The 18,996-nt window shown below is 47.9% G+C and carries 22 protein-coding genes and 2 tRNA genes; 20 read left to right on the top strand and 4 right to left on the bottom strand.

Annotation, left to right across the window (positions count from 1 at the left end):
• Nucleotides 1-84 precede the first annotated feature (84 nt).
• Both lepA and lepB read left to right on the top strand, forming a co-directional pair.
• Complete coding sequence (lepA, locus tag ACTHTA_RS09125; protein WP_049351467.1) at nucleotides 85-1,878, top strand: translation elongation factor 4; 1,794 nt, start codon at nucleotides 85-87, stop codon at nucleotides 1,876-1,878.
• Entirely contained in the window at nucleotides 1,878-2,897 is a 1,020-nt protein-coding gene (lepB, locus tag ACTHTA_RS09120) for a signal peptidase I (protein WP_049351468.1), read from the top strand. Before lepA ends, lepB begins: the two co-directional genes overlap by 1 nt.
• 52 nt (nucleotides 2,898-2,949) lie before the next feature.
• Here lepB and ACTHTA_RS09115 read toward each other — a convergent pair whose 3' ends face one another.
• Nucleotides 2,950-3,828, bottom strand: coding sequence for a DMT family transporter (locus tag ACTHTA_RS09115; RefSeq protein ID WP_308887944.1), 879 nt, complete (start codon nucleotides 3,826-3,828; stop codon nucleotides 2,950-2,952).
• 237 nt (nucleotides 3,829-4,065) lie between these two features.
• On the opposite strand from ACTHTA_RS09115, the gene ACTHTA_RS09110 reads away from it, so the two are divergent.
• The 12 genes from ACTHTA_RS09110 (at nucleotide 4,066) to greB (ending at nucleotide 13,601) form a co-directional block, all read left to right on the top strand.
• On the top strand, nucleotides 4,066-4,605 hold the full coding sequence (locus ACTHTA_RS09110; protein ID WP_036472921.1) for a gamma carbonic anhydrase family protein: 540 nt from the start codon (nucleotides 4,066-4,068) through the stop codon (nucleotides 4,603-4,605).
• A 14-nt stretch (nucleotides 4,606-4,619) separates the two neighbouring features.
• A complete protein-coding gene (locus tag ACTHTA_RS09105) occupies nucleotides 4,620-5,219 on the top strand; it encodes a Maf family protein (RefSeq protein WP_308887946.1) in 600 nt (199 codons plus the stop codon).
• Between the two features lie 88 nt (nucleotides 5,220-5,307).
• Nucleotides 5,308-6,087: a 16S rRNA (adenine(1518)-N(6)/adenine(1519)-N(6))-dimethyltransferase RsmA gene (gene rsmA, locus ACTHTA_RS09100; protein WP_308111166.1), complete on the top strand. Its 780-nt coding sequence runs from the start codon at nucleotides 5,308-5,310 to the stop codon at nucleotides 6,085-6,087.
• Between the two features lie 15 nt (nucleotides 6,088-6,102).
• On the top strand, nucleotides 6,103-6,768 hold the full coding sequence (locus ACTHTA_RS09095) for a sel1 repeat family protein (RefSeq protein ID WP_308887948.1): 666 nt from the start codon (nucleotides 6,103-6,105) through the stop codon (nucleotides 6,766-6,768).
• Between the two features lie 2 nt (nucleotides 6,769-6,770).
• Nucleotides 6,771-7,499 (top strand): amino acid ABC transporter ATP-binding protein, encoded by a 729-nt coding sequence (locus ACTHTA_RS09090; protein WP_003747231.1) that lies wholly within the window; start codon nucleotides 6,771-6,773, stop codon nucleotides 7,497-7,499.
• A 63-nt stretch (nucleotides 7,500-7,562) separates the two neighbouring features.
• The gene (locus tag ACTHTA_RS09085; protein WP_250589770.1) at nucleotides 7,563-7,922 is read left to right on the top strand and encodes a hypothetical protein; all 360 of its coding nucleotides are present in this window, start codon (nucleotides 7,563-7,565) and stop codon (nucleotides 7,920-7,922) included.
• 4 nt (nucleotides 7,923-7,926) lie between these two features.
• Nucleotides 7,927-8,379 carry a protein YgfX gene (locus tag ACTHTA_RS09080; protein WP_308887951.1) on the top strand — a complete coding sequence of 151 codons (453 nt, stop codon included), beginning with the start codon at nucleotides 7,927-7,929 and terminating at the stop codon, nucleotides 8,377-8,379.
• A 38-nt stretch (nucleotides 8,380-8,417) separates the two neighbouring features.
• Nucleotides 8,418-9,701, top strand: coding sequence for a bifunctional tetrahydrofolate synthase/dihydrofolate synthase (gene folC / locus ACTHTA_RS09075; RefSeq protein WP_295846320.1), 1,284 nt, complete (start codon nucleotides 8,418-8,420; stop codon nucleotides 9,699-9,701).
• 13 nt (nucleotides 9,702-9,714) lie between these two features.
• A complete protein-coding gene (gene ftsN, locus ACTHTA_RS09070; RefSeq protein ID WP_440364553.1) occupies nucleotides 9,715-10,812 on the top strand; it encodes a cell division protein FtsN in 1,098 nt (365 codons plus the stop codon).
• Nucleotides 10,805-11,338: a CvpA family protein gene (locus tag ACTHTA_RS09065; protein WP_070631308.1), complete on the top strand. Its 534-nt coding sequence runs from the start codon at nucleotides 10,805-10,807 to the stop codon at nucleotides 11,336-11,338. The genes ftsN and ACTHTA_RS09065 overlap by 8 nt, the downstream gene beginning before the upstream one ends.
• A 152-nt stretch (nucleotides 11,339-11,490) precedes the next feature.
• Nucleotides 11,491-13,035 (top strand): amidophosphoribosyltransferase, encoded by a 1,545-nt coding sequence (gene purF, locus ACTHTA_RS09060; RefSeq protein ID WP_308887953.1) that lies wholly within the window; start codon nucleotides 11,491-11,493, stop codon nucleotides 13,033-13,035.
• 74 nt (nucleotides 13,036-13,109) lie between these two features.
• Entirely contained in the window at nucleotides 13,110-13,601 is a 492-nt protein-coding gene (gene greB, locus ACTHTA_RS09055; protein ID WP_003685038.1) for a transcription elongation factor GreB, read from the top strand.
• An 87-nt stretch (nucleotides 13,602-13,688) separates the two neighbouring features.
• On the opposite strand, the gene plsY is transcribed toward greB, so the two are convergent.
• Nucleotides 13,689-14,300, bottom strand: a complete 612-nt coding sequence (gene plsY, locus ACTHTA_RS09050; protein WP_250589775.1) for a glycerol-3-phosphate 1-O-acyltransferase PlsY — start codon at nucleotides 14,298-14,300, stop codon at nucleotides 13,689-13,691.
• A gap of 57 nt (nucleotides 14,301-14,357) precedes the next feature.
• Here plsY and folB point away from each other — a divergent pair, with 57 nt between their 5' ends.
• The 3 genes from folB to ACTHTA_RS09035 all read left to right on the top strand — a co-directional run bounded on the left by folB (nucleotide 14,358) and on the right by ACTHTA_RS09035 (nucleotide 16,025).
• Nucleotides 14,358-14,708, top strand: coding sequence for a dihydroneopterin aldolase (gene folB, locus ACTHTA_RS09045; RefSeq protein ID WP_308887954.1), 351 nt, complete (start codon nucleotides 14,358-14,360; stop codon nucleotides 14,706-14,708).
• A gap of 46 nt (nucleotides 14,709-14,754) precedes the next feature.
• Nucleotides 14,755-15,402: a nuclease-related domain-containing protein gene (locus ACTHTA_RS09040; protein ID WP_049350621.1), complete on the top strand. Its 648-nt coding sequence runs from the start codon at nucleotides 14,755-14,757 to the stop codon at nucleotides 15,400-15,402.
• Between the two features lie 86 nt (nucleotides 15,403-15,488).
• Complete coding sequence (locus ACTHTA_RS09035) at nucleotides 15,489-16,025, top strand: NUDIX hydrolase (protein ID WP_283121409.1); 537 nt, start codon at nucleotides 15,489-15,491, stop codon at nucleotides 16,023-16,025.
• A gap of 129 nt (nucleotides 16,026-16,154) precedes the next feature.
• Here the strand turns inward: ACTHTA_RS09035 and ACTHTA_RS09030 are convergent, their stop codons facing one another.
• Together ACTHTA_RS09030 and ACTHTA_RS09025 are read right to left on the bottom strand one after the other, a co-directional pair.
• The gene (locus tag ACTHTA_RS09030; protein WP_137040936.1) at nucleotides 16,155-16,793 is read right to left on the bottom strand and encodes an alpha/beta hydrolase; all 639 of its coding nucleotides are present in this window, start codon (nucleotides 16,791-16,793) and stop codon (nucleotides 16,155-16,157) included.
• A 41-nt stretch (nucleotides 16,794-16,834) separates the two neighbouring features.
• A complete protein-coding gene (locus ACTHTA_RS09025) occupies nucleotides 16,835-17,629 on the bottom strand; it encodes a polyamine aminopropyltransferase (RefSeq protein WP_070592056.1) in 795 nt (264 codons plus the stop codon).
• Between the two features lie 215 nt (nucleotides 17,630-17,844).
• On the opposite strand from ACTHTA_RS09025, the gene ACTHTA_RS09020 reads away from it, so the two are divergent.
• From ACTHTA_RS09020 to panB, 3 genes are all read left to right on the top strand, one after another.
• Nucleotides 17,845-17,920, top strand: a tRNA-Thr gene (locus tag ACTHTA_RS09020).
• A 36-nt stretch (nucleotides 17,921-17,956) separates the two neighbouring features.
• Nucleotides 17,957-18,032 (top strand) — tRNA-Thr (locus tag ACTHTA_RS09015).
• Nucleotides 18,033-18,160: 128 nt separating this feature from the next.
• Nucleotides 18,161-18,952: a 3-methyl-2-oxobutanoate hydroxymethyltransferase gene (gene panB, locus ACTHTA_RS09010; RefSeq protein WP_308887958.1), complete on the top strand. Its 792-nt coding sequence runs from the start codon at nucleotides 18,161-18,163 to the stop codon at nucleotides 18,950-18,952.
• Nucleotides 18,953-18,996: the final 44 nt, after the last annotated feature.

The following is an 18,996-nucleotide window of genomic DNA, read 5'->3' as shown; positions in this document are numbered from 1 at the left end:
CTTATTCTAAGGCCGTCTGAAAACCGAATCCCTGTTTTTTCAGACGGCCTTTCCGACTTTAATTGCATTTATCTTAATAACAATATGAAAAACATACGGAATTTCTCCATTATTGCCCACATCGACCATGGTAAATCGACGCTTGCCGACCGTTTTATCCAATACTGCGGCGGTTTGGATTTGCGCGAAATGAGTACGCAGGTGCTCGACTCCATGGACATCGAAAAAGAGCGCGGCATTACCATTAAAGCACAAACCGCCGCGCTCAACTATAAAGCACGCGATGGGCAGGTGTATCAGCTCAATCTGATTGATACTCCGGGACACGTCGACTTCTCTTATGAAGTATCCCGTTCGCTGTCGGCTTGCGAAGGCGCACTTTTGGTGGTCGATGCGTCTCAAGGTGTAGAAGCGCAAACCGTGGCGAACTGTTATACCGCGATTGATTTGGGCGTGGAAGTTGTGCCTGTTTTGAACAAAATCGACTTGCCTGCTGCAGAACCCGAGCGCGTGGAGCAGGAAATTGAAGACATTATCGGCATTGATGCCGTCGGTGCGGTTCAATGTTCTGCCAAAAGCGGTATTGGTGTGGAAGATGTTTTGGAAGAAATCGTTGCCAAAATCCCTGCGCCGACCGGTGATGAAAATGCGCCGTTGCAAGCGGTTATTGTCGATTCGTGGTTTGACAACTACGTCGGCGTGGTCATGCTGATTCGAGTGAAAAACGGCACCATCAAGCTGAAAGACAAAGTGCGCTTTATGAGCACCAAGGCGGAAACGCAGGTTGAGCAGCTGGGCGTATTTACGCCGAAATCGGTTCAAAAACAAGAACTGAAAGCCGGCGAAGTAGGCTTTTTGATTACCGGCGTAAAAGAATTGGGTCAGGCGAAAGTCGGTGATACGGTTACCTTGGTTGCCAACCCTGCTTCTGAGCCGCTGCCCGGCTTCCAAGAAGTGCAAAGTCAGGTATTCGCGGGTCTCTACCCCGTAGAAAGCCACGACTACGAAGCCTTGCGTGACGCTTTGGAAAAATTGCAGCTGAACGATGCTTCGTTGAAATTTGAGCCTGAAGTTTCCCAAGCATTGGGCTTCGGCTTCCGTTGCGGCTTCTTGGGTCTGTTGCACTTGGAAATCGTGCAGGAACGTTTGGAACGCGAGTTCGACATGGACTTGATTACCACTGCGCCAACGGTGGTTTATGAAGTTGTGTTGAAAAACGGCGAGAAAATCGAAGTTGAAAACCCGTCCAAACTGCCTGAAATCAGCACCATCGAAACCATTCTTGAGCCGATTATCACTGCGACCATCCTCGTGCCACAGGAATATGTCGGCAACGTCATGACTCTGTGTAACCAAAAGCGCGGCGTTCAGGTTAATATGCAATACATGGGCCGCCAAGTCATGCTGACTTATGATTTGCCGATGAACGAAGTTGTCATGGACTTCTTCGATAAGCTTAAATCGACTTCGCGCGGCTATGCTTCGTTGGACTATCATTTCAAAGAGTTCCAACCGTCTGATTTGATTAAGCTTGATATTATGGTCAACGGCGAAAAAGTCGATGCCCTGAGCCTGATTGTCCATCGTCAAAGCGCCGTTCACCGCGGTCGTGAGCTGGCAGCAAAAATGCGCGAACTGATTCCGCGCCAGATGTTTGATATTGCCGTACAGGCCGCCATCGGCAGTCAGATTATCGCCCGTGAGAACGTCAAAGCACTGCGTAAAAACGTTTTGGCGAAATGTTACGGCGGCGATATTACGCGTAAGAAAAAACTTCTTGAAAAACAAAAAGCAGGTAAGCGCCGCATGAAACAAGTGGGCAATGTGGAAATCCCGCAAAGCGCATTCTTGGCGATTCTGCAAGTGAGTGATAAATAATGAGTATAAATCTGACTTTAGGCGCAATCGTTGTACTGCTGGCCGGCTTGGTCCTCAACTTCAAAAGCAGTAAAGAGCGTCAGGAAAACGGCGAATGGAGCTCCGGCCTGCAATGGAGTTATCTCCTGTGTATGGTCGGCGTATTCGGCATTTTGTCCGAGTTTATGAGCTTTACCGCCGTATTACTGGTGTTTGTCGTGTTCACCGGTATTGTTTGGGCAATCCATAAAGGCCGTCTGAAAAAAAGCGAGACCGGCGAAGACAATGCGCATTTTACCGACTACATGGGTGGCTTTTTTCCCATCATCTTGGTTATCTTTGTATTGCGCAGCTTTATTGCCGAGCCGTTCCAAATTCCGTCCAGCTCCATGCGTCCGGGCTTGGTCAAAGGCGATTTTATCTTGGTGAACAAATTTTCTTACGGTATCCGCCTGCCGATTTTGAATAAGGTCATTATCCCTGTCGGCAACATTGCCAGAGGCGATGTCGTGGTGTTCAATTATCCACTTCAGCCTGAGATGAATTACATCAAGCGCATCGTCGGTATTCCGGGCGACGTTGTGGAATACCGTGATAAGGTTTTGACTGTTAACGGTGAAATTATTTCCGAAAAACCAAACGGCAATTATCAATACGCAGATGATACCGATCCGTCTATGATTCATACGCTTGAGCGTTTTCATACGGCCTTAAACGGCAAAAACTTTGATGTGGTCAAAGAGGCCGGTCAACCTTCCGTATCTATTGCTGTATTGAACAAATACATCTCCGAAGTGATGCCTGAAAGCAATTACTCGCTTGAAACAAGCGGTTTGGAAAATTGCGAATATGCAGAAGACGGTAATGGCTTTATCTGTAAAGTTCCTGAAGGCCGTTATTTCGCGATGGGCGACAACCGCGACAATAGCGCCGATTCCCGTTACTGGGGATTTGTTGATGACAAACTAATCGTCGGTAAAGCCTTTTTCGTTTGGATGAACTTTGGCGAACTCAGCCGTATTGGTACCAGTATCCAATAAGCAATAACAGATTAAAAGGCCGTCTGAAATTTTTCAGACGGCCTTTTTGTATCTATTTTTTGTCTTTTAACGAACCTAAATAAATCGCCAATAAAGTCAAAGTGGCGCCGCTCCATTGGACGGTATTAATCGGTTTATCCAGCCAGAAATAATCGATCAACATGGCGGCGACTGGTTCGGAGAGCAGTAGCAGGCCGGTCAGTGATAAGGATAAAAGCGGGATGGCGTAAGCAATTAATGCCCAAGCAAAGCATTGCATGACGATGCCATAGATGGAGACTAGAATCACATCGTTTAAAGTTTTGGGGTATAGATGGGCGGCATCGAATAGTAGAGATGGGATGACCAGCGCCATTGCGCCGCCGAAGCTTAAAATCATCATCAGAGGAAACAAACCGACTTTTTCCTGCTCATGGGTTTTGCGTACAAAGACCATAGACAGGGCCAGCATGGCACCGGACACTACGCCGCTGACAAATCCCCATGCAGCATTGTTGTTATGGCTGAACTCTGGACTGCCGATTAAGGCGACGCCTATGGTGGCCAATATCAAACTTAAAATTTGCAGGGTGCTTAAACGTTCTGAATAAAAAAAGAAGCCGATGGCGGCTAAAAAGAAAATCTGCAGGCTGTTGAGCAAGGTTGAAATGCCGGGGCCTACGGCGTGAATGCTTTCGTGCCAAAGTGCGAGGTCGAATGCGAGGAAAACGCCGGATAAGATTGCGTAGCCAACCGTTTTTCTTTTCGTGGGCATTTTTTGTCTGAAAAAACGCCCGAGTAGGAAGAATATAGGGGCGGCGATCAGCAAGCGCCAAAATGCGATGGCGTAAGAGCCGACATCGACAAATTTGACGATCAAACTGCCCAAGCCGAAGACGACGCAGCCGACGACCAGCAGGGGTGCTGCATGATTTCCCGAACGTGTCTCCATCGGCTTCTCCAAGAATGAAATGAAGACGATTATTCCATAAAATATAGTTGGGGCGCTAATGATAAATAGTGGTAAGCCAAGATAAAGGGTTTATGCTGAAAGGCCGTCTGAAAACTGTTTCAGACGGCCTTTTGATGATTTTCTAGCTTGATTTCGTATTGTTGTAGTATAAAATCGTTTTACGCCGTGTTTTCAGACGGCCTGATCAGTTTTGGTTTTGAGAAAAGGATATTGGAAATGGCAAACCCTATTCGTGCGTTTTTGGATTATGTGCCGTCGGTTGATGAGTCTTGTTTTGTAGATGAGACTTCGGTAGTGATTGGCGAAGTGTCGCTGGCGGAAGATGTATCGATTTGGCCTTATGCCGTATTGCGCGGCGATGTGAACAGCATTTCTATCGGCAAGCGCAGTAATGTGCAGGACGGTAGCGTTTTGCATGTGTCGCATAAGAATGCGGTGAAGCCTGACGGTTCGCCTTTGATTATCGGCGATGATGTGACGATTGGGCATAAGGTCATGCTGCATGGCTGCCGAATTGGGAATCGTGTGTTGGTGGGCATGGGCTCGATTATTTTGGACGATACGGTTGTCGAAGATGATGTGATGATAGGCGCGGGCAGTTTGGTGCCGCCGCGCAAGCGTTTAGAAAGCGGTTTTTTATACGTCGGCTCGCCTGTGAAACAAGTGCGTCCGCTGACGGATGAGGAAAAGGAATTTTTGACGTATTCCTCTGCGCATTATGTCCGCCTGTCCGGCCAGCATAAAATTTCAAAATAAGGAAAACCAATACAATGAACGCAATTTATCTGGCTTCGGGCAGTCCGCGCCGTCGTGAGATTTTGGAAAATTTGGGTTTCACAGTACGCCGCCTTCCTGCGGATATTGATGAAACCCCTAAAGAAGACGAAGCCGCAGTAGAGTATGTACGCCGTATGGCCTGCGAGAAAAATCAGGCAGCGGTGGAGCAATGGTTTACTGCTCATGATCAAGAGCCTGAGTTTGCTGTATTGACGGCGGATACGACGGTGGCGGATGGTGCGGTTATTTTGGGTAAACCGGAATCCGAAGCGGATGCGGTCGATATGCTGGAACGTTTGTCCGGACGGACGCATCAAGTGCTGACGGCTGTATGCGTTTACTGGCAAGGCGTGCGCCATGATGTGGTGCAGACGAGCGAAGTGCGCTTTAAAACGTTGACGGTTGAGGAGATTGCAGCCTATGTTGCCAGCGGTGAGCCGATGGATAAAGCCGGTGCGTATGGGATTCAGGGCTTGGGAGGCGTATTTGTCGAGCATTTGCAGGGCAGTTTTACCGGCGTGATGGGTTTGCCGGTTTATGAGACCGCGCAACTACTGAAATCTTTGGGTTTGGAAGCGCCGCCGTTTGCTTAAAATTAGGCAAATGCCGTCTGAAAGCGTGCCGACAAAAACGCCTGTTTCAGTTACAATACTGCCTTAAACAGCTTGCTTGAAGAAAGATATGAAAGAACATAAGGCCCGGAAACGCTTCGGGCAGAATTTTTTGCAGGATACGCGGATTATTAGCGATATTGTCAACGCAGTCAGACCGCAGCCCGATGATATCGTGATTGAAATCGGCCCGGGCTTGGCAGCTATTACCGAGCCTTTGGCGAAAAAACTCAACTGCCTACATGTTTGCGAAATCGACCGAGACATCGTACGCCGTCTGAAAACCTTGCCGTTTGCAGATAAATTGGTGATACACGAAGGTGATGTATTACAGTTTGATTTCAACAGCATTGAAGGCAAGAAAAAAATTGTCGGCAACCTGCCGTACAATATTTCCACGCCGCTTTTGTTTCGATTGAGCGAAGTGGCAGACGATGTGATCGATATGCACTTTATGCTGCAGAAAGAAGTGGTCGAACGCATGGTGGCGCAGCCGAAAACCAACGACTATGGTCGTCTGGGCGTGATGCTACAATATTTCTTCGATATGGAAATGTTGATTGAAGTACCACCCGAGTCCTTTGATCCTGCGCCGAAAGTGGATTCGGCCGTGGTGCGCATGATTCCGGTGAAACACCGCATCGGTAAAGCAGAAGATTTTGAACATTTTGCCAAACTGGTGAAACTGGCTTTCCATCAACGCCGCAAAACCATACGCAATAATTTGAAGGAACTTGCCGGCGATGATGATTTGCAGGCAGTCGGCATCAATCCGCAGGACAGGGCAGAACACATCGCCGCTGAGAAATATGTGGAATTGAGCAATTATCTGGTTCAAAAAGTCGTCTGAAAGGTTGAGAACGGAATGTTGAAAAAATATGTCTGGTGTGGGCTGGCTGTACTTATTACCGGTACGGCATTTGCATTAGGCACCGGCGGAGAAGAAAACCTGCGGCGCAAAGCAAAAGCCGGTGATGCTGAAGCGCAATATCTGCTGGCCATGCAGTTGGAAATGACAACAGATCCTGTAAACCTCAAAGAAAGCGAGTTTTACTATTGGCTGAAAAAAGCCGCAGAAAACGGCGAGGGAGCGGCGCAAGACTTACTTGATGATATTGAAGCCGAATATGATAAAACAGCTTTAGAAGACGAACTTGCACCTAACGGTTCACAAAAATTGATGAATGAAGTGTTCAAACTGGAAAATCAGAAGCAGAAAAATTATCCGCTGATCAAAGAAAAATTATTTAAAGCGGCAGCTTTGAGCAACTATGCAGCTTTAGTGGATACCGCATGGCTGTTTGGAAATCGGGATAATGCGCAGAAATACGGCGTTCCCTTCCATCCCCTGAAAGCCTGCATCCTGTCGGTATATACCAACAACCGTTATGGCGACTTGAACAAAGATGCGCTGGATATATTGTGTCGCGGCATTTATACCAAGGACAACAGTGAGAAAATCGAGCATTACGCCAAACAGATTAAAAACAGGCCGTCCAAAATCTGGTCAATTTTAGAGAATGTCAAATAAACATGATTAAATTCAAAAATGTACACAAACATTTTAAAGATTTGCACGTTATCAACGGCGTGAATCTGGAAGTCAAACAAGGCGAAGTGGTCGTTGTATGCGGCCCTTCAGGCAGTGGCAAATCTACGCTGATTCGTACGGTAAACCAACTCGAGCGCATTGAAAGCGGCGAGATTTGGGTGGACGGCATCAATGTTGCCGATCCGAAAACCGATTTGAACAAAGTGCGCGAAGAAGTGGGCTTTGTGTTCCAAGGGTTCAATCTGTATCCACATTTGACTGTCTTGGAAAATATCATTCTTTCTCCGATGAAAGTGAAAAACCAAAGCCGTGAAGAGGCGGAAAAGAAAGCGATGGAGCTTTTGGAACGTGTCGGCTTGGCGCATAAAAAAGACGCGCTGCCCGGTCAGCTTTCCGGCGGTCAGCAGCAACGTGTGGCGATTGCACGCGGTTTGGCGATGGAGCCACGCGTCATGTTGTTTGACGAGCCGACTTCCGCACTTGACCCTGAAATGGTCGGCGAGGTATTGAAAGTGATGAAAGACTTGGCGGAAAGCGGCATGACCATGATGTGTGTGACTCATGAGATGGGTTTTGCACGCGAAGTCGCCGACCGTGTGATTTTTGTCGATAAAGGCCAGATTCTGGAAGATGAAACGCCGGAAGAATTTTTTACCAATCCGAAACACGAGCGTGCCAAACAATTCCTGCAACAGGTGATGACACATTAAACTCGGGCCGTCTGAAATTTCAGACGGCATGATCGGTTTGAATGATTTTGAAAGTTGAAAATAATGTATTTTGTTGACCGTACTGCTGTCGTGCTGAAGCCGACCGCCCGTTTTTGGGAATGGCTGAAATCCGCCGATGAAAATATGCCCGACCTGACCGTCGAGCAACTGCGTACCAACTGCTCCGTATTCCTTGTGCCGCAATTTGACGAACCCGAATCCGTCATTTCTTATTTTGACGAACGCTACCAGCAGATTTTTGAAGCTGAATTGGCCGGCTGGGACATCGATAAAAGCAAATGGCCGCAAGACATGAGCTTGAAGGCTTTTTGGGAATTTTTTGATACCGAAATCCACGATATGGTTTTGGATATGGAAGAGGCGGAATTGAACATTACGCCTGTTTTCGACAATATGATGTAAAGCCGTGCGAAGTTTTCAGACGGCCTTAAAGCCCTCGCGTTCTTTGAAAATTCTGATTGTCTTCTTACACCTTTCGGCGTTTACCTTATGCCTTGCCGAGTTTTACGGCTGGATGATGTGGCTGGATTTGGCGGCATTGGCCGGCAGTTTTGCCTATGCTTGGCGTACCGTTAATTTTCACGCTCAAAATACAGTTAGAAAAATCATCATCGACCGCCAATACCGTGCGACGGTTTACTTGAATGGCGAGGAAGAGGGAAGAAGCGCGGTTTTGCAAGACAGCAGTATGTTGACGGTTTATGCTTTGTTTTTACAATGGAATGTTGACGGAAAAATAGTCAAACACTGCATCTTGCCCGATATGGCTGGCCGTGATGCTTACCGCCGTCTGAAAGTGTGGGCGCGCTGGTGCCGGGAAAAAGAAGACAAAGCAGAACTTGTGGCAGATATGGATTAAACGGCTGTTTCAGACGGCCTTTTGAAGCGATAAATACAATGAAAACATTACAAGACTGGCTTTCTCATTTGGAGACTGCCCATAGTTCCGGCCTTATCGATATGGGTTTGGAACGTGTGGGAGAAGTGAAAAAACGCATGAATTTGGTGCCGCAATGTCCTGTCGTCGTGGTGGCGGGTACCAATGGCAAAGGCTCCGTATGCGCCTATTTGTCGCATATTTATAAAGAAGCCGGTTTTAAAGTCGGTACGCTGACCAGTCCTCATCTTCTGCGTTACAACGAACGAATCGCCATCAACACTCAGCCGGTTTCAGATGAATTGATTGTTTCCTCATTTGAGCGGATCGAAGCGGCGCGCGGCGAAATTTCTCTGACGTATTTTGAGTTTAATGCTTTGGCGGCCGTCGATATTTTCATGCATGAAAATGTGGACGTAATGATTTTGGAAGTCGGTTTGGGCGGACGATTGGATGCTGTGAACGTATTCGATGGCGACTGCTCGGTTGTTACCAGCGTGGATTTGGACCATCAGGCATTTTTGGGTGATACTGTCGAGCAGGTTGGTTTTGAGAAAGCCGGAGTGTTCCGTAGCGGCAAGCCAGCCGTATGCGGTCAGAATCCTGCGCCTGAATCATTGGTTAAACACGCAGAAGAAATTGGTGCAAAATTGTTGATGGTTCAGCGAGATTTTGATTTTGCATCAATGGAAAGCGTACAGTGGAACTACCGCTTCCATCCGCAATCTTCAGACGGCCAAAGCCGTAACCGCAATTCCTTGCCGTTTCCTGCTTTGCGCGGTGCCTATCAGTTGTCCAATGCAGCGTGTGCATTGACGGTGTTGGAATGTTTGAACGAACAATTGCCGGTTGATATCGGCGCGATTAAACGCGGTTTGCTGTTGGTTGAGAATCCTGGCCGTTTCCAAGTTTTGCCCGGCCGTCCGCTGGTGGTTTTGGATGTCGGCCACAATCCGCACGCAGCCCGTGCTTTGCGCCGCAGCCTGATTAACCTTGCCTTTGCCCAAAAACGTACCGCCGTATTCAGTATGTTGTCCGATAAAGATATTGATGGCGTGCTGGAAATCGTTAAAGACCAGTTTGACGAGTGGAATATCGCGCCTTTAGATGTGCCGCGCGGCATGACGGTGGAGGCTTTGCAGGCTAAACTGGCTGAACACGGCATCGATAATGTAAATGTTTTTGAAACTGTCGCTGCAGCCTACCGCGCTGCTTTGGCTAAAGCAACCGAAAATGATAGAATCGTTGTTTTCGGCTCATTCCATACTGTTGCCGATGTAATGGCTGTTTTGAAAGAACACTAACGAGGAAATTATCATGTCCGACAATAAACAAAAAGAAACTCTAAACGGATACGATTTAGACGGTTACGAACGACTGAAACGTCGCAACCGCCGTCGCTTGGTCTTGGCCTCTGGCTTGGTGGTGGCATCGGGTATGCTGTTCGGTCTGGCGCTGACTTCCGGCGACGATAAAAATTCACCGTTTAAAGAAGCGCCTGTCGGTCAGAGCCAAGTCAAAACGGCTGATGAGCCGAGCAAGGCGGTTGTTTTAGAGCCGAATAAAGAAGATGTCGCTGCTGCTGAGGAGGCTGCCCGCCATGCGGATGCCGAAGCATCAAATAAACCGCAAAATGCAGGCGACGAAGAAGATAATGCGCCGGTTGAAGTATTGAAGCCAAGCCGTGAATCTGCTCCCGAAGATGTTGGCGAGCCGTTGGTTTTGGTCAACGATACTTTGGATGACGGTAATATTAAAGGCTTGGAAGAGTCCGAACGTATTCAACGCGTCGAGGCTGCCAAGCGTGAAGCTGCGGAGCGCCGAGCCGAAGAACGCCGCCAACGTCAGGCTGAACAACGTGCCGCTGCGGCCCGTAAGACACAAGCCCAACAGGAAGCTGCTGAGAAAGCAGAGCGTGAAGCCGCTGCCGAACGCAATAAATTGGCACAATTGGAAAAAGCAGAGAAAGCCATTGCCGAGCGTAAATCTGCCAAAAACAGCAAAGACAGCGTAAAAGATAAGGCCGAGCCTGCTAAGAAAGCAGAAGCCAAAGTTGAAAAACCAAAAAATGAAAAGGCTAAACCAGAAACGGCCAAAGCAGAAAAAGCCGATAAGGTAAAAACTGCCGAGAAGCCGTCTGAAAAAGCCAAACCTAAAGCTGAAAAAGAAACAGCAGAAGCCAAGCCTGCGAAAAAAGCCGCTATTCAGGCTGGTTATGCTGAAAAAGAACGCGCGCAAAGCCTGCAACGTAAAATGAAAGCCGCAGGTATCGATTCGACCATTACTGAGGTCATGACCGATAAAGGTAAGGTGTATCGCGTGAAATCAGCCAGTTATAAAAATGCACGCGATGCAGAGCGCGATTTGAACAAATTGCGTGTACATGGCATTGCCGGTCAGGTGACCAGTGAGTAATCTGCCTGTTGCCGATTTGTTGGCGGCCGCCGTCATCGTCATCTGCATCGTTATCTCGTTGACACGGGGTATTATTGCCGAAGCAGGGGCGATGGTGGCGTGGGTGGTGTCGTTTATTGCAGCCAGAACGCTCGCCGTGCCGTTTGCCGATGTGGTCTTTAAATCGGTTGAGCCGCATTCTTTGGCGGTTGCCATGGGTTTTGCCGCTGTGTTTTTTCTGGCATGGCTGTTGCAGAAACTGGCACGATCGCTGTTAAGCAGTTTGATGTCTGCCGTTGGTTTGGGAAGCATTAACCGTTTGCTTGGCGGCGTATTCGGTGCAGTGAAAGGTGTGATTTTGGTGACGCTGGCAGTGATGGTTTTTTCACACACTGATTTGCCGAAAACGGAAGAGTGGCAAAGTTCGTACACAATTCCGTATTTTGAATCACTTGCCGATGCTGCGATGCCTTATTTGCCTGGAAAAGATACCGCAATGCCGCATCTTTCGGGTAAAGCAGCTGAAGTTGAAGAATTGGATGATTGAGTTTGACGGATTCAGACGGCCTATGGGTCGTCTGAGTCCGTTTTTATTTGCGTAAATTTAGCATCATATTGTCAACAATTCGAGCAAACTCATCTAAATTATTTTATAATGACAGCTTACCCATTTAATCTTCAAACTCGGAGAAGCACGATATGTGTGGTGTATTAGGTTTGGTTAGTCATGAGCCGGTCAATCAGATGTTGTATGATGGTTTGCAGATGTTGCAACACCGTGGTCAGGACGCAGCAGGTATTGTTACTGCCGAAGGCAATATATTTCATATGCACAAGGGCAAAGGCATGGTGCGCGAAGTGTTCCGTACCCGCAATATGCGCGACTTGATCGGTAATGCCGGCATTGCACATGTCCGCTATCCGACTGCAGGCAATGCGGGCAGCAGTGCAGAAGCCCAGCCGTTTTATGTCAGCTCCCCATTCGGCATTGTTTTGGCACACAACGGTAATCTGACCAATACAGAAGAGTTGTATGAAAACGTATGCAACAAACACCTGCGCCACGTTAATACCAGCTCCGATTCTGAAGTTCTACTCAATGTATTCGCGCACGAATTACGCCGCGAAGTCTCTAAAAATACAGCCCCTTATCAACTCACCATCGACAATATTTTCAACGCCGTTTCCGAAGTACACCGCATAGTGCGCGGCGCATACGGTGTTGTAGCCATGATTGCCGGATATGGCATGGTTGCCTTCCGCGATCCTCACGGTATCCGTCCGTTGGTATTGGGTTCGCAAACCGATGAATCCGGTAAAAAATCGTATGCCGTTGCCTCTGAATCAGTTGCTTTCAACGCACTTGCCTATGACTTGGAACGCGATATCCAGCCGGGTGAAGCCGTGTTTGTCAGCTTTGACGGTTCAATCGTGTCGCGTCAATGCGGTGATAAAGTCAAACTCAGCCCTTGTCTCTTTGAATACGTCTATTTCGCGCGTCCCGACTCCGTCATCGACGGCGTATCCATCTATCAGGCGCGTCTGGATATGGGCGTTTCTTTGGCGGAAAAAATCAAACGCGAGTTGCCCGTCGACGATATCGATGTCGTGATGCCGATTCCTGATACCAGCCGACCCAGCGCGATGGAGCTTGCCGTCCATCTCGAAAAACCTTACCGCGAAGGTCTGATTAAAAACCGCTATATCGGCCGCACTTTCATCATGCCCGGACAAGCAACGCGTAAAAAATCAGTACGCCAAAAACTCAGTCCGATGGAAACCGAGTTTAATGGCAAAAGCGTTTTGTTGGTGGATGATTCCATCGTGCGCGGTACGACCAGCCGTGAAATCGTTGAAATGGTACGAGCGGCAGGTGCGCGCAAAGTCTATATTGCTTCTGCAGCTCCCGAAGTGCGCTATCCGAATGTGTACGGTATCGATATGCCGACCCGTGAAGAACTGATTGCAAACGGCCGCAGCGCAGCAGAAATCTCGGCCGAGATTGGCGCGGACGGTATCGTCTTCCAAAATTTAGAAGACTTGGAAGCAGTAGTCAAAGCACTCAATCCAAAAATTGAATCCTTTGATTCTTCATGCTTTAATGGTGTCTATCAAACCGGTGATATCGACGAGGCGTATCTGAACCGCCTCTCTACTGAAAAATCAGGTTGTGGCGGCTTGAAAGTACATCCAAGCAAAATGGAACACAGCATCAGTATCAGCGATAGTGATGATGAAGAATAAAGTAAATTGACTTACAATAAAGGCCGTCTGAAAATTAACGTTCAGACGGCCTTTAATTATGTTTTAGACACATCATGAGTACCGAAACCAAAAATTACATCACACCTACCGGTTGGCAGGCACTGAAAGATGAACTTTATCATCTGGTCAACAAAGAACGCCCGGAAATCGTCCAAATCGTTAACTGGGCAGCAAGCAATGGCGACCGCAGCGAAAATGGCGACTATCTTTACGGCAAACGCCGTATGCGCGAAATCGATCGCCGTATCCGCTTCCTAACCAAACGCTTGGAAGCTGCCGTCGTCGTCGATCCTGAAGCGCGTGAAGCGACGGACCAGATTTTTTTCAGTGCCACCGTTGGCTTATTGCGCGGAGACGGTCGTGAACAAACCGTCAAAATCGTCGGCGTAGATGAAATCGATACCGCTAAAAACAAAATCTCATGGATTTCCCCTTTGGCGCGCAGCCTGATTAAAGCACGCGAAGGCGATGAAGTTGTCTTGGATACACCGGAAGGACGCGAGGTTATAGAGATTCTGTCGGTGGAATATATTAAGATTGACTGATTATGCGTGAATAAAGCAAGTGAAACTACAAAAGGCCGTCTGAAAAATATACTATCAGACGGCCTTTTATTGATTGTATCTACGCTTTTAAGATTTTCCAGCTTTATCTCCGATTTTGCTTTCTTTACCTTGAATCAGGTTCTGAATATTGCTTTTATGGCGGTACAACACCAATGCTGCAATGAATACGGTTGCCCATGCCCAAGAGGTGTGCGGCATCATGAAGAAGGCGAAGATAGGGGCGCAGACGGTGGCGACCAGTGCGGCGAGTGAGGAGACTTTAAAACCGAATGCCATGACCAGCCAAATCAAGGCGCAGAGCAGGGCGGTTGCGGGGGAAAGGGCGAGCAAGACGCCCAATGCGGTGGCTACGCCTTTGCCACCTTTAAAATTGAAAAATATTGGCCACATATGGCCGACCAATGCGGCGATGGCAACCAGTGCTATCGTTGCATCAGACAAATTTAAAGCATCTTGCAGACAGCGTGCCAAGATGACGGCAATCAAGCCTTTTAATGCATCGCCGAGCAAGGTCAGTGCGGCTGCTTTTTTCTTACCGCTGCGCAAGACGTTGGTGGCACCAGGGTTGCCGGAGCCGTAAGTGCGCGGATCGTCCATGCCGTAATATTTTGATACGATGACGGCAAAAGACAGGGAGCCGATAAGATAGGCGGCAATAATGGCGAGTACATTGAACATTTTGGGTGCTTTACTTAAAATGGGAACGGTTATTCTATCAAAAAAACGGACAGGCAAATGGATAAAATCTTTTTGTACGGCATGAAGGCCGATACTTTAATCGGCCTATATGATTGGGAACGCGAGCGTAAACAGACTTTGATTTTGGATTTGGAAATCAGTGTTCCCGAGCGTACCGGCACGAGCGACGACATCGGCGACACCATCCATTATGGCGAAGTATGCGAAGTCGTACGCCGCAGCCTTGCAGAACAGGATTTTTTACTGTTGGAAACTTTGGCGGAACATATCGCCCAATTGATTTTAAATGATTTTGGTGCGGCCAAAGTGCGCGTCCGTATTGTGAAACCGGGTATCTTGCCCGATGTGGCGCAGGTTGGTATTGAAATTGAACGTACTCGGGAATAAACCATAAATATATAAATTTTTAGTTTTAAATAAAAAAGAAAACGTCATGATTGAACAAATATTGGGAAGTATGTCAGGTATATTTTGGATTTTTCTGATCATTATTCCTTTGCTTTTATTAAAAGCGCTGTTGAAAAACCCTAAAATAAAGGGAAGTATGGGGGAAATAGCAGTTCGTTCTGTAATTGGAAAAAATTTAGATGAGAAAACTTATTCTGAGTTTCACGATTTAATTATTCCATCTCGAGATGGTACGACACAAATTGATCATATTTATGTCTCAATTTTTGGGATATTTGTGATAGAAACTAAAAATTACACAGGTTGGATTTTTGGTAGTGAAAAGCAATCTAAATGGACGCAAATCATCTATAAACAGAAACATTATTTCCAAAACCCGTTGCGTCAGAATTATGCTCATATCAAAGCATTGTCAGAACTATTGCAATTTCCTGAGGAGAAGTTTCATTCAATGGTAGTTTTCTTGGGTGATTGTGAGTTGAAATCAAAAATGCCACCAAATGTTTGCCGTATTAGGCAGGCGGCGGCTTATATTAAGAATTTTCAGACGGCCTTATTGCTTCCTCATGAGGTAGAGGCAATAGTTGCTGTATTGTCTTCAAGTGACTACCAAGCAAATAGTGAGAAGCTGCGAACACATACGGAGCGTTTGCAACAACGACATCAGCGGTAACTATTAGAAAAGGCACCCTCTGAGTTTATTTCTGTAAAATTTCAGACGGCCTTTAATATTTAATAATTTTGGAAATGAGGTAAAAAATGGATTTGAAGGAAACTAAATTAAGCAGCGAGCCAATCTACGAAGGTTCTTTTGTTACCATCAGCCGCGATCGGGTGCGCCTGCCCAACGGCAACGAAAGCCAACGGGTTGTGATCCGTCATCCGGGTGCTGCGTGTGTATTGGCGGAAACGGAAGACGGTAAAGTTGTTTTAGTGCGTCAATGGCGTTATGCCGCCGATCAGGCGACGTTGGAATTGCCGGCAGGTAAATTGGATGTGGCGGACGAAGATCCTGCCGAATGTGCTTTGCGTGAGTTGGCGGAAGAAACGCCATATGTCGCCGACAGCGTCAAACTGTTATACACCTTTTACACCGCAGTCGGTTTTTGCGATGAAAAAATGTATCTCTACCAAGCGCAAGGCGTGCGTTTGGGTAGCGAGTTGAGCAACGATGAGGATGAAATTACAGAAACCGTCCTGATGAGCAAGGACGAGGTGCGCAATGCATTGGCAAACGATGAAATCAAAGATGGTAAGACTTTGATTGGTTTGCAGTATTGGTTGACTCAGAATTGATATGTTAAGCAGAAAATCCTTGATGGATTTCTGAATACTTGAGCCTGATATTTAGATAATAAGGTTTCATACAAACAAGGCCGTCTGAAAAAGCTTTCAGACGGCCTTGTTTTATTTTGCAGCCGGATTTTAACCTAATAAAGCCGGTGCAAACCGTGTGATCGTATCGCGTAAAACGATGAGTTTGCCGTGGAAGAAGTGGGACGAACCGGCAATGGTGACAACAGGCAGGCCTTGTGGTTCTGCCCATGTCAGGGCTTTGTTGATTTCGACGACTTCGTCTTCTGCGCCATGAATCATCAATGTTTTGGCGACATCGGGAACGTTGGATGGTTCCGGGCGGTCGGTGTAGTGATGGACGGCGGCGCCCATCAGCAACAGTAAATCAGGCGTGCGCGCTTGTGCGGCAAAGGTGGAAACGTAGCCGCCGAATGAGAAACCGGCCAAGACGAATTGTGGCGCGTCAGGATGTTGCGCGCGAGCATAGTCGATAACGGCAATACAGTCTTGCGTTTCGCCACGGCCGTAGTCGTGTTCACCTTCGCTATTGCCTACGCCGCGCAAATTGGGCAGGTAGCAATGGAAGCCGAGTTGGCTGAGGGCTTTGGCGGCGGTTTGGATGACTTTGTTGGTGTTGGTGCCGCCTTGCAGGGGATTGGGGTGGTTGATGACGGCAACGCCGCGGGCGGATTCTTGTGCGCTTGGCAGGTAGATGGTTTCCAGCAAACCGGCCGGGCCGGGGATTTGAATGATGTCGGGTTTGAGCATGAGTGTGTCCTTGTTTGTTTTTTTAGACGGCCTGAAACGGTTTACAGATAAAAATTCTTGCCGTTGTTTTGATTGTTGGCTTTCAAATCAGCAAGCATCCGTTTGAAGTCCAAGCCGTATTTTTCGCTTAATTTTTCGGCGCGTTTTTTCAGGTTGTCGAGATTTTGTTCTTTAGGGCTGCTTTGGAACGCCATGACCGCTACGTTGCCGTGGCTTTCTGCAGGCAGCTCGAGCACGCGGCCGTCAAAGACGTTGAGCAGGCGTTCGACAAAGCGTTGATAACGCTGGTCGCCGCTCCACCAGTTGGTGACAAATACGCCGTCTGGAGAGAGGGCGTTGCGGCAGTCTTGGAAGAAGGGCTCTTCCACTAAAGCATCGATAATCTGTTCGCCGTCAAAACCATCTACCAAAATCACATCGGTATTGTGGCGGAACACTTTAATATATTCCGCACCATCCGCCTCGATAATTTCAAAATTTTCGCCTTCGTGCGGCAATTCAAACAGGCTGCGCGCCACGGCGATGACTTGCGGATTGATGTCCACGGCGGTTTGCTTGGTGTGGGGCAGATAGCTGTCTATCCAACGGGCAAACGAGCCGCCGCCCAAGCCGATTTGGGTGATGTGTTTGGGCGGAGTTTCTGCAAACAGCAGCCAACCCATCATGGCGCGGCTGTACGACAACACCAGCTCTGACGGATGATCGACATTCATGGAGCTTTGAATGGTGTCGCTGCCCAAGTGCAGGGAACGGATATTGCCTTCTTCGGAAATGCCAACTTCGGGCAGATGGGATTTGGCTGGGCGCAGGCGGCGGTAAGGATGGCGGGGTGGCATGGGTGCAGACGAAAGATGTAAAAGGAGTTATTTTAACAGAAACAATGATGTTTTGCGCTGGGGCGGTTTTCAGACGGCCTTTGAGTATGTTGGATGAAAAGATAAGGCAGGTATTTAATTTTCTTTAGAATCATTGGTTTTTATAATTTCGTGAGTAACTTTGTTTTAAAATGCTTGCCAAGATGGGAACTTATCGGCATAATGCCGACTTCCTTGCCGGTATAGCTCAGTTGGTAGAGCACCTGACTTGTAATCAGGGGGTCCCGAGTTCGACTCTTGGTGCCGGCACCAGTTAAAGACTGATGGTGCCTCAAGGCATTTCAGTAAGCCGGTATAGCTCAGTTGGTAGAGCACCTGACTTGTAATCAGGGGGTCCCGAGTTCGACTCTTGGTGCCGGCACCAATTAAAAGCCCGATTGTGAAAGCAGTCGGGCTTTTTGCTTATGCTTTGATATTTTAAAAGCAGACCTTATAATACCGCGTTTCCATTACAACAAAGGGCTGCCCGTCGGGCGGAACACACAAAACACCATGATTACCGTAAACACTTTGCAAAAAATGAAAGCAGAGGGCGAAAAAATCGCCATGCTGACCGCTTATGAATCCAGCTTTGCCGCGCTGATGGACAATGCCGGCGTGGATGTATTGCTGGTAGGCGATTCTTTAGGTATGGCGGTGCAAGGTCGTCAGTCCACTTTGCCGGTGAGCTTGCAGGATATGTGCTACCACACTGAATGTGTGGCTCGCGGTACTAAAAATGCCATGATTGTCAGTGACTTGCCGTTTGGCGCGTATCAGCAGAGCAAAGAGCAGGCATTTGCGGCAGCGGCAGAGTTGATGGCGGCCGGCGCGCATATGGTCAAGCTCGAAGGCGGTGTCTGGATGGCGGAGACCACTAAATTTTTGCAAATGCGCGGTATCCCTGTTTGCGCCCACATCGGCCTGACCCCGCAATCCGTGTTTGCATTCGGTGGCTATAAAGTTCAAGGCCGCGGCGATAAGGCAGAAGCGTTGCTCAACGACGCCAAAGCGCATGATGTGGCAGGTGCGGCAATCGTATTGATGGAATGCGTTCCTGCAGAGTTGGCGAAAAAAGTGACCGAGACAGTTTCTTGCCCAACCATCGGTATTGGAGCAGGCGTGGATTGCGACGGTCAGGTTTTGGTGATGCATGATATGCTCGGCATTTTCCCCGGTAAAACCGCCAAATTCGTGAAGAACTTTATGCAGGGCAAAGACAGCGTTCAAGCCGCGGTCAAAGCCTATGTGGACGAAGTCAAAGCAAAAACGTTCCCATCTGTCGAACATACGTTTGCCGGATAAAATAAAAACCAGGCCGTCTGAAACTTATTTCAGACGGCCTTTTT

This window comes from Neisseria sp. P0013.S005 (assembly GCF_051958425.1).
Lineage (GTDB): Bacteria > Pseudomonadota > Gammaproteobacteria > Burkholderiales > Neisseriaceae > Neisseria > Neisseria subflava.
The sequence above is the reverse complement of the archived record's forward strand: the minus strand, read 5'-3'. Positions and strand labels throughout refer to the sequence as shown.

Bases quoted from the DNA above. Each gene is read 5' to 3' on its own strand.
- lepA (WP_049351467.1), top strand. From the start codon at position 85: ATGAAAAACATACGGAATTTCTCCATTATTGCCCACATCGACCATGGT.
- lepB (WP_049351468.1), top strand. From the start codon at position 1,878: ATGAGTATAAATCTGACTTTAGGCGCAATCGTTGTACTGCTGGCCGGC.
- ACTHTA_RS09115 (WP_308887944.1), bottom strand. From the start codon at position 3,828: ATGGAGACACGTTCGGGAAATCATGCAGCACCCCTGCTGGTCGTCGGC.
- ACTHTA_RS09110 (WP_036472921.1), top strand. From the start codon at position 4,066: ATGGCAAACCCTATTCGTGCGTTTTTGGATTATGTGCCGTCGGTTGAT.
- ACTHTA_RS09105 (WP_308887946.1), top strand. From the start codon at position 4,620: ATGAACGCAATTTATCTGGCTTCGGGCAGTCCGCGCCGTCGTGAGATT.
- rsmA (WP_308111166.1), top strand. From the start codon at position 5,308: ATGAAAGAACATAAGGCCCGGAAACGCTTCGGGCAGAATTTTTTGCAG.
- ACTHTA_RS09095 (WP_308887948.1), top strand. From the start codon at position 6,103: ATGTTGAAAAAATATGTCTGGTGTGGGCTGGCTGTACTTATTACCGGT.
- ACTHTA_RS09090 (WP_003747231.1), top strand. From the start codon at position 6,771: ATGATTAAATTCAAAAATGTACACAAACATTTTAAAGATTTGCACGTT.
- ACTHTA_RS09085 (WP_250589770.1), top strand. From the start codon at position 7,563: ATGTATTTTGTTGACCGTACTGCTGTCGTGCTGAAGCCGACCGCCCGT.
- folC (WP_295846320.1), top strand. From the start codon at position 8,418: ATGAAAACATTACAAGACTGGCTTTCTCATTTGGAGACTGCCCATAGT.
- ftsN (WP_440364553.1), top strand. From the start codon at position 9,715: ATGTCCGACAATAAACAAAAAGAAACTCTAAACGGATACGATTTAGAC.
- purF (WP_308887953.1), top strand. From the start codon at position 11,491: ATGTGTGGTGTATTAGGTTTGGTTAGTCATGAGCCGGTCAATCAGATG.
- greB (WP_003685038.1), top strand. From the start codon at position 13,110: ATGAGTACCGAAACCAAAAATTACATCACACCTACCGGTTGGCAGGCA.
- plsY (WP_250589775.1), bottom strand. From the start codon at position 14,300: ATGTTCAATGTACTCGCCATTATTGCCGCCTATCTTATCGGCTCCCTG.
- folB (WP_308887954.1), top strand. From the start codon at position 14,358: ATGGATAAAATCTTTTTGTACGGCATGAAGGCCGATACTTTAATCGGC.
- ACTHTA_RS09040 (WP_049350621.1), top strand. From the start codon at position 14,755: ATGATTGAACAAATATTGGGAAGTATGTCAGGTATATTTTGGATTTTT.
- ACTHTA_RS09035 (WP_283121409.1), top strand. From the start codon at position 15,489: ATGGATTTGAAGGAAACTAAATTAAGCAGCGAGCCAATCTACGAAGGT.
- ACTHTA_RS09030 (WP_137040936.1), bottom strand. From the start codon at position 16,793: ATGCTCAAACCCGACATCATTCAAATCCCCGGCCCGGCCGGTTTGCTG.
- ACTHTA_RS09025 (WP_070592056.1), bottom strand. From the start codon at position 17,629: ATGCCACCCCGCCATCCTTACCGCCGCCTGCGCCCAGCCAAATCCCAT.
- panB (WP_308887958.1), top strand. From the start codon at position 18,161: ATGATTACCGTAAACACTTTGCAAAAAATGAAAGCAGAGGGCGAAAAA.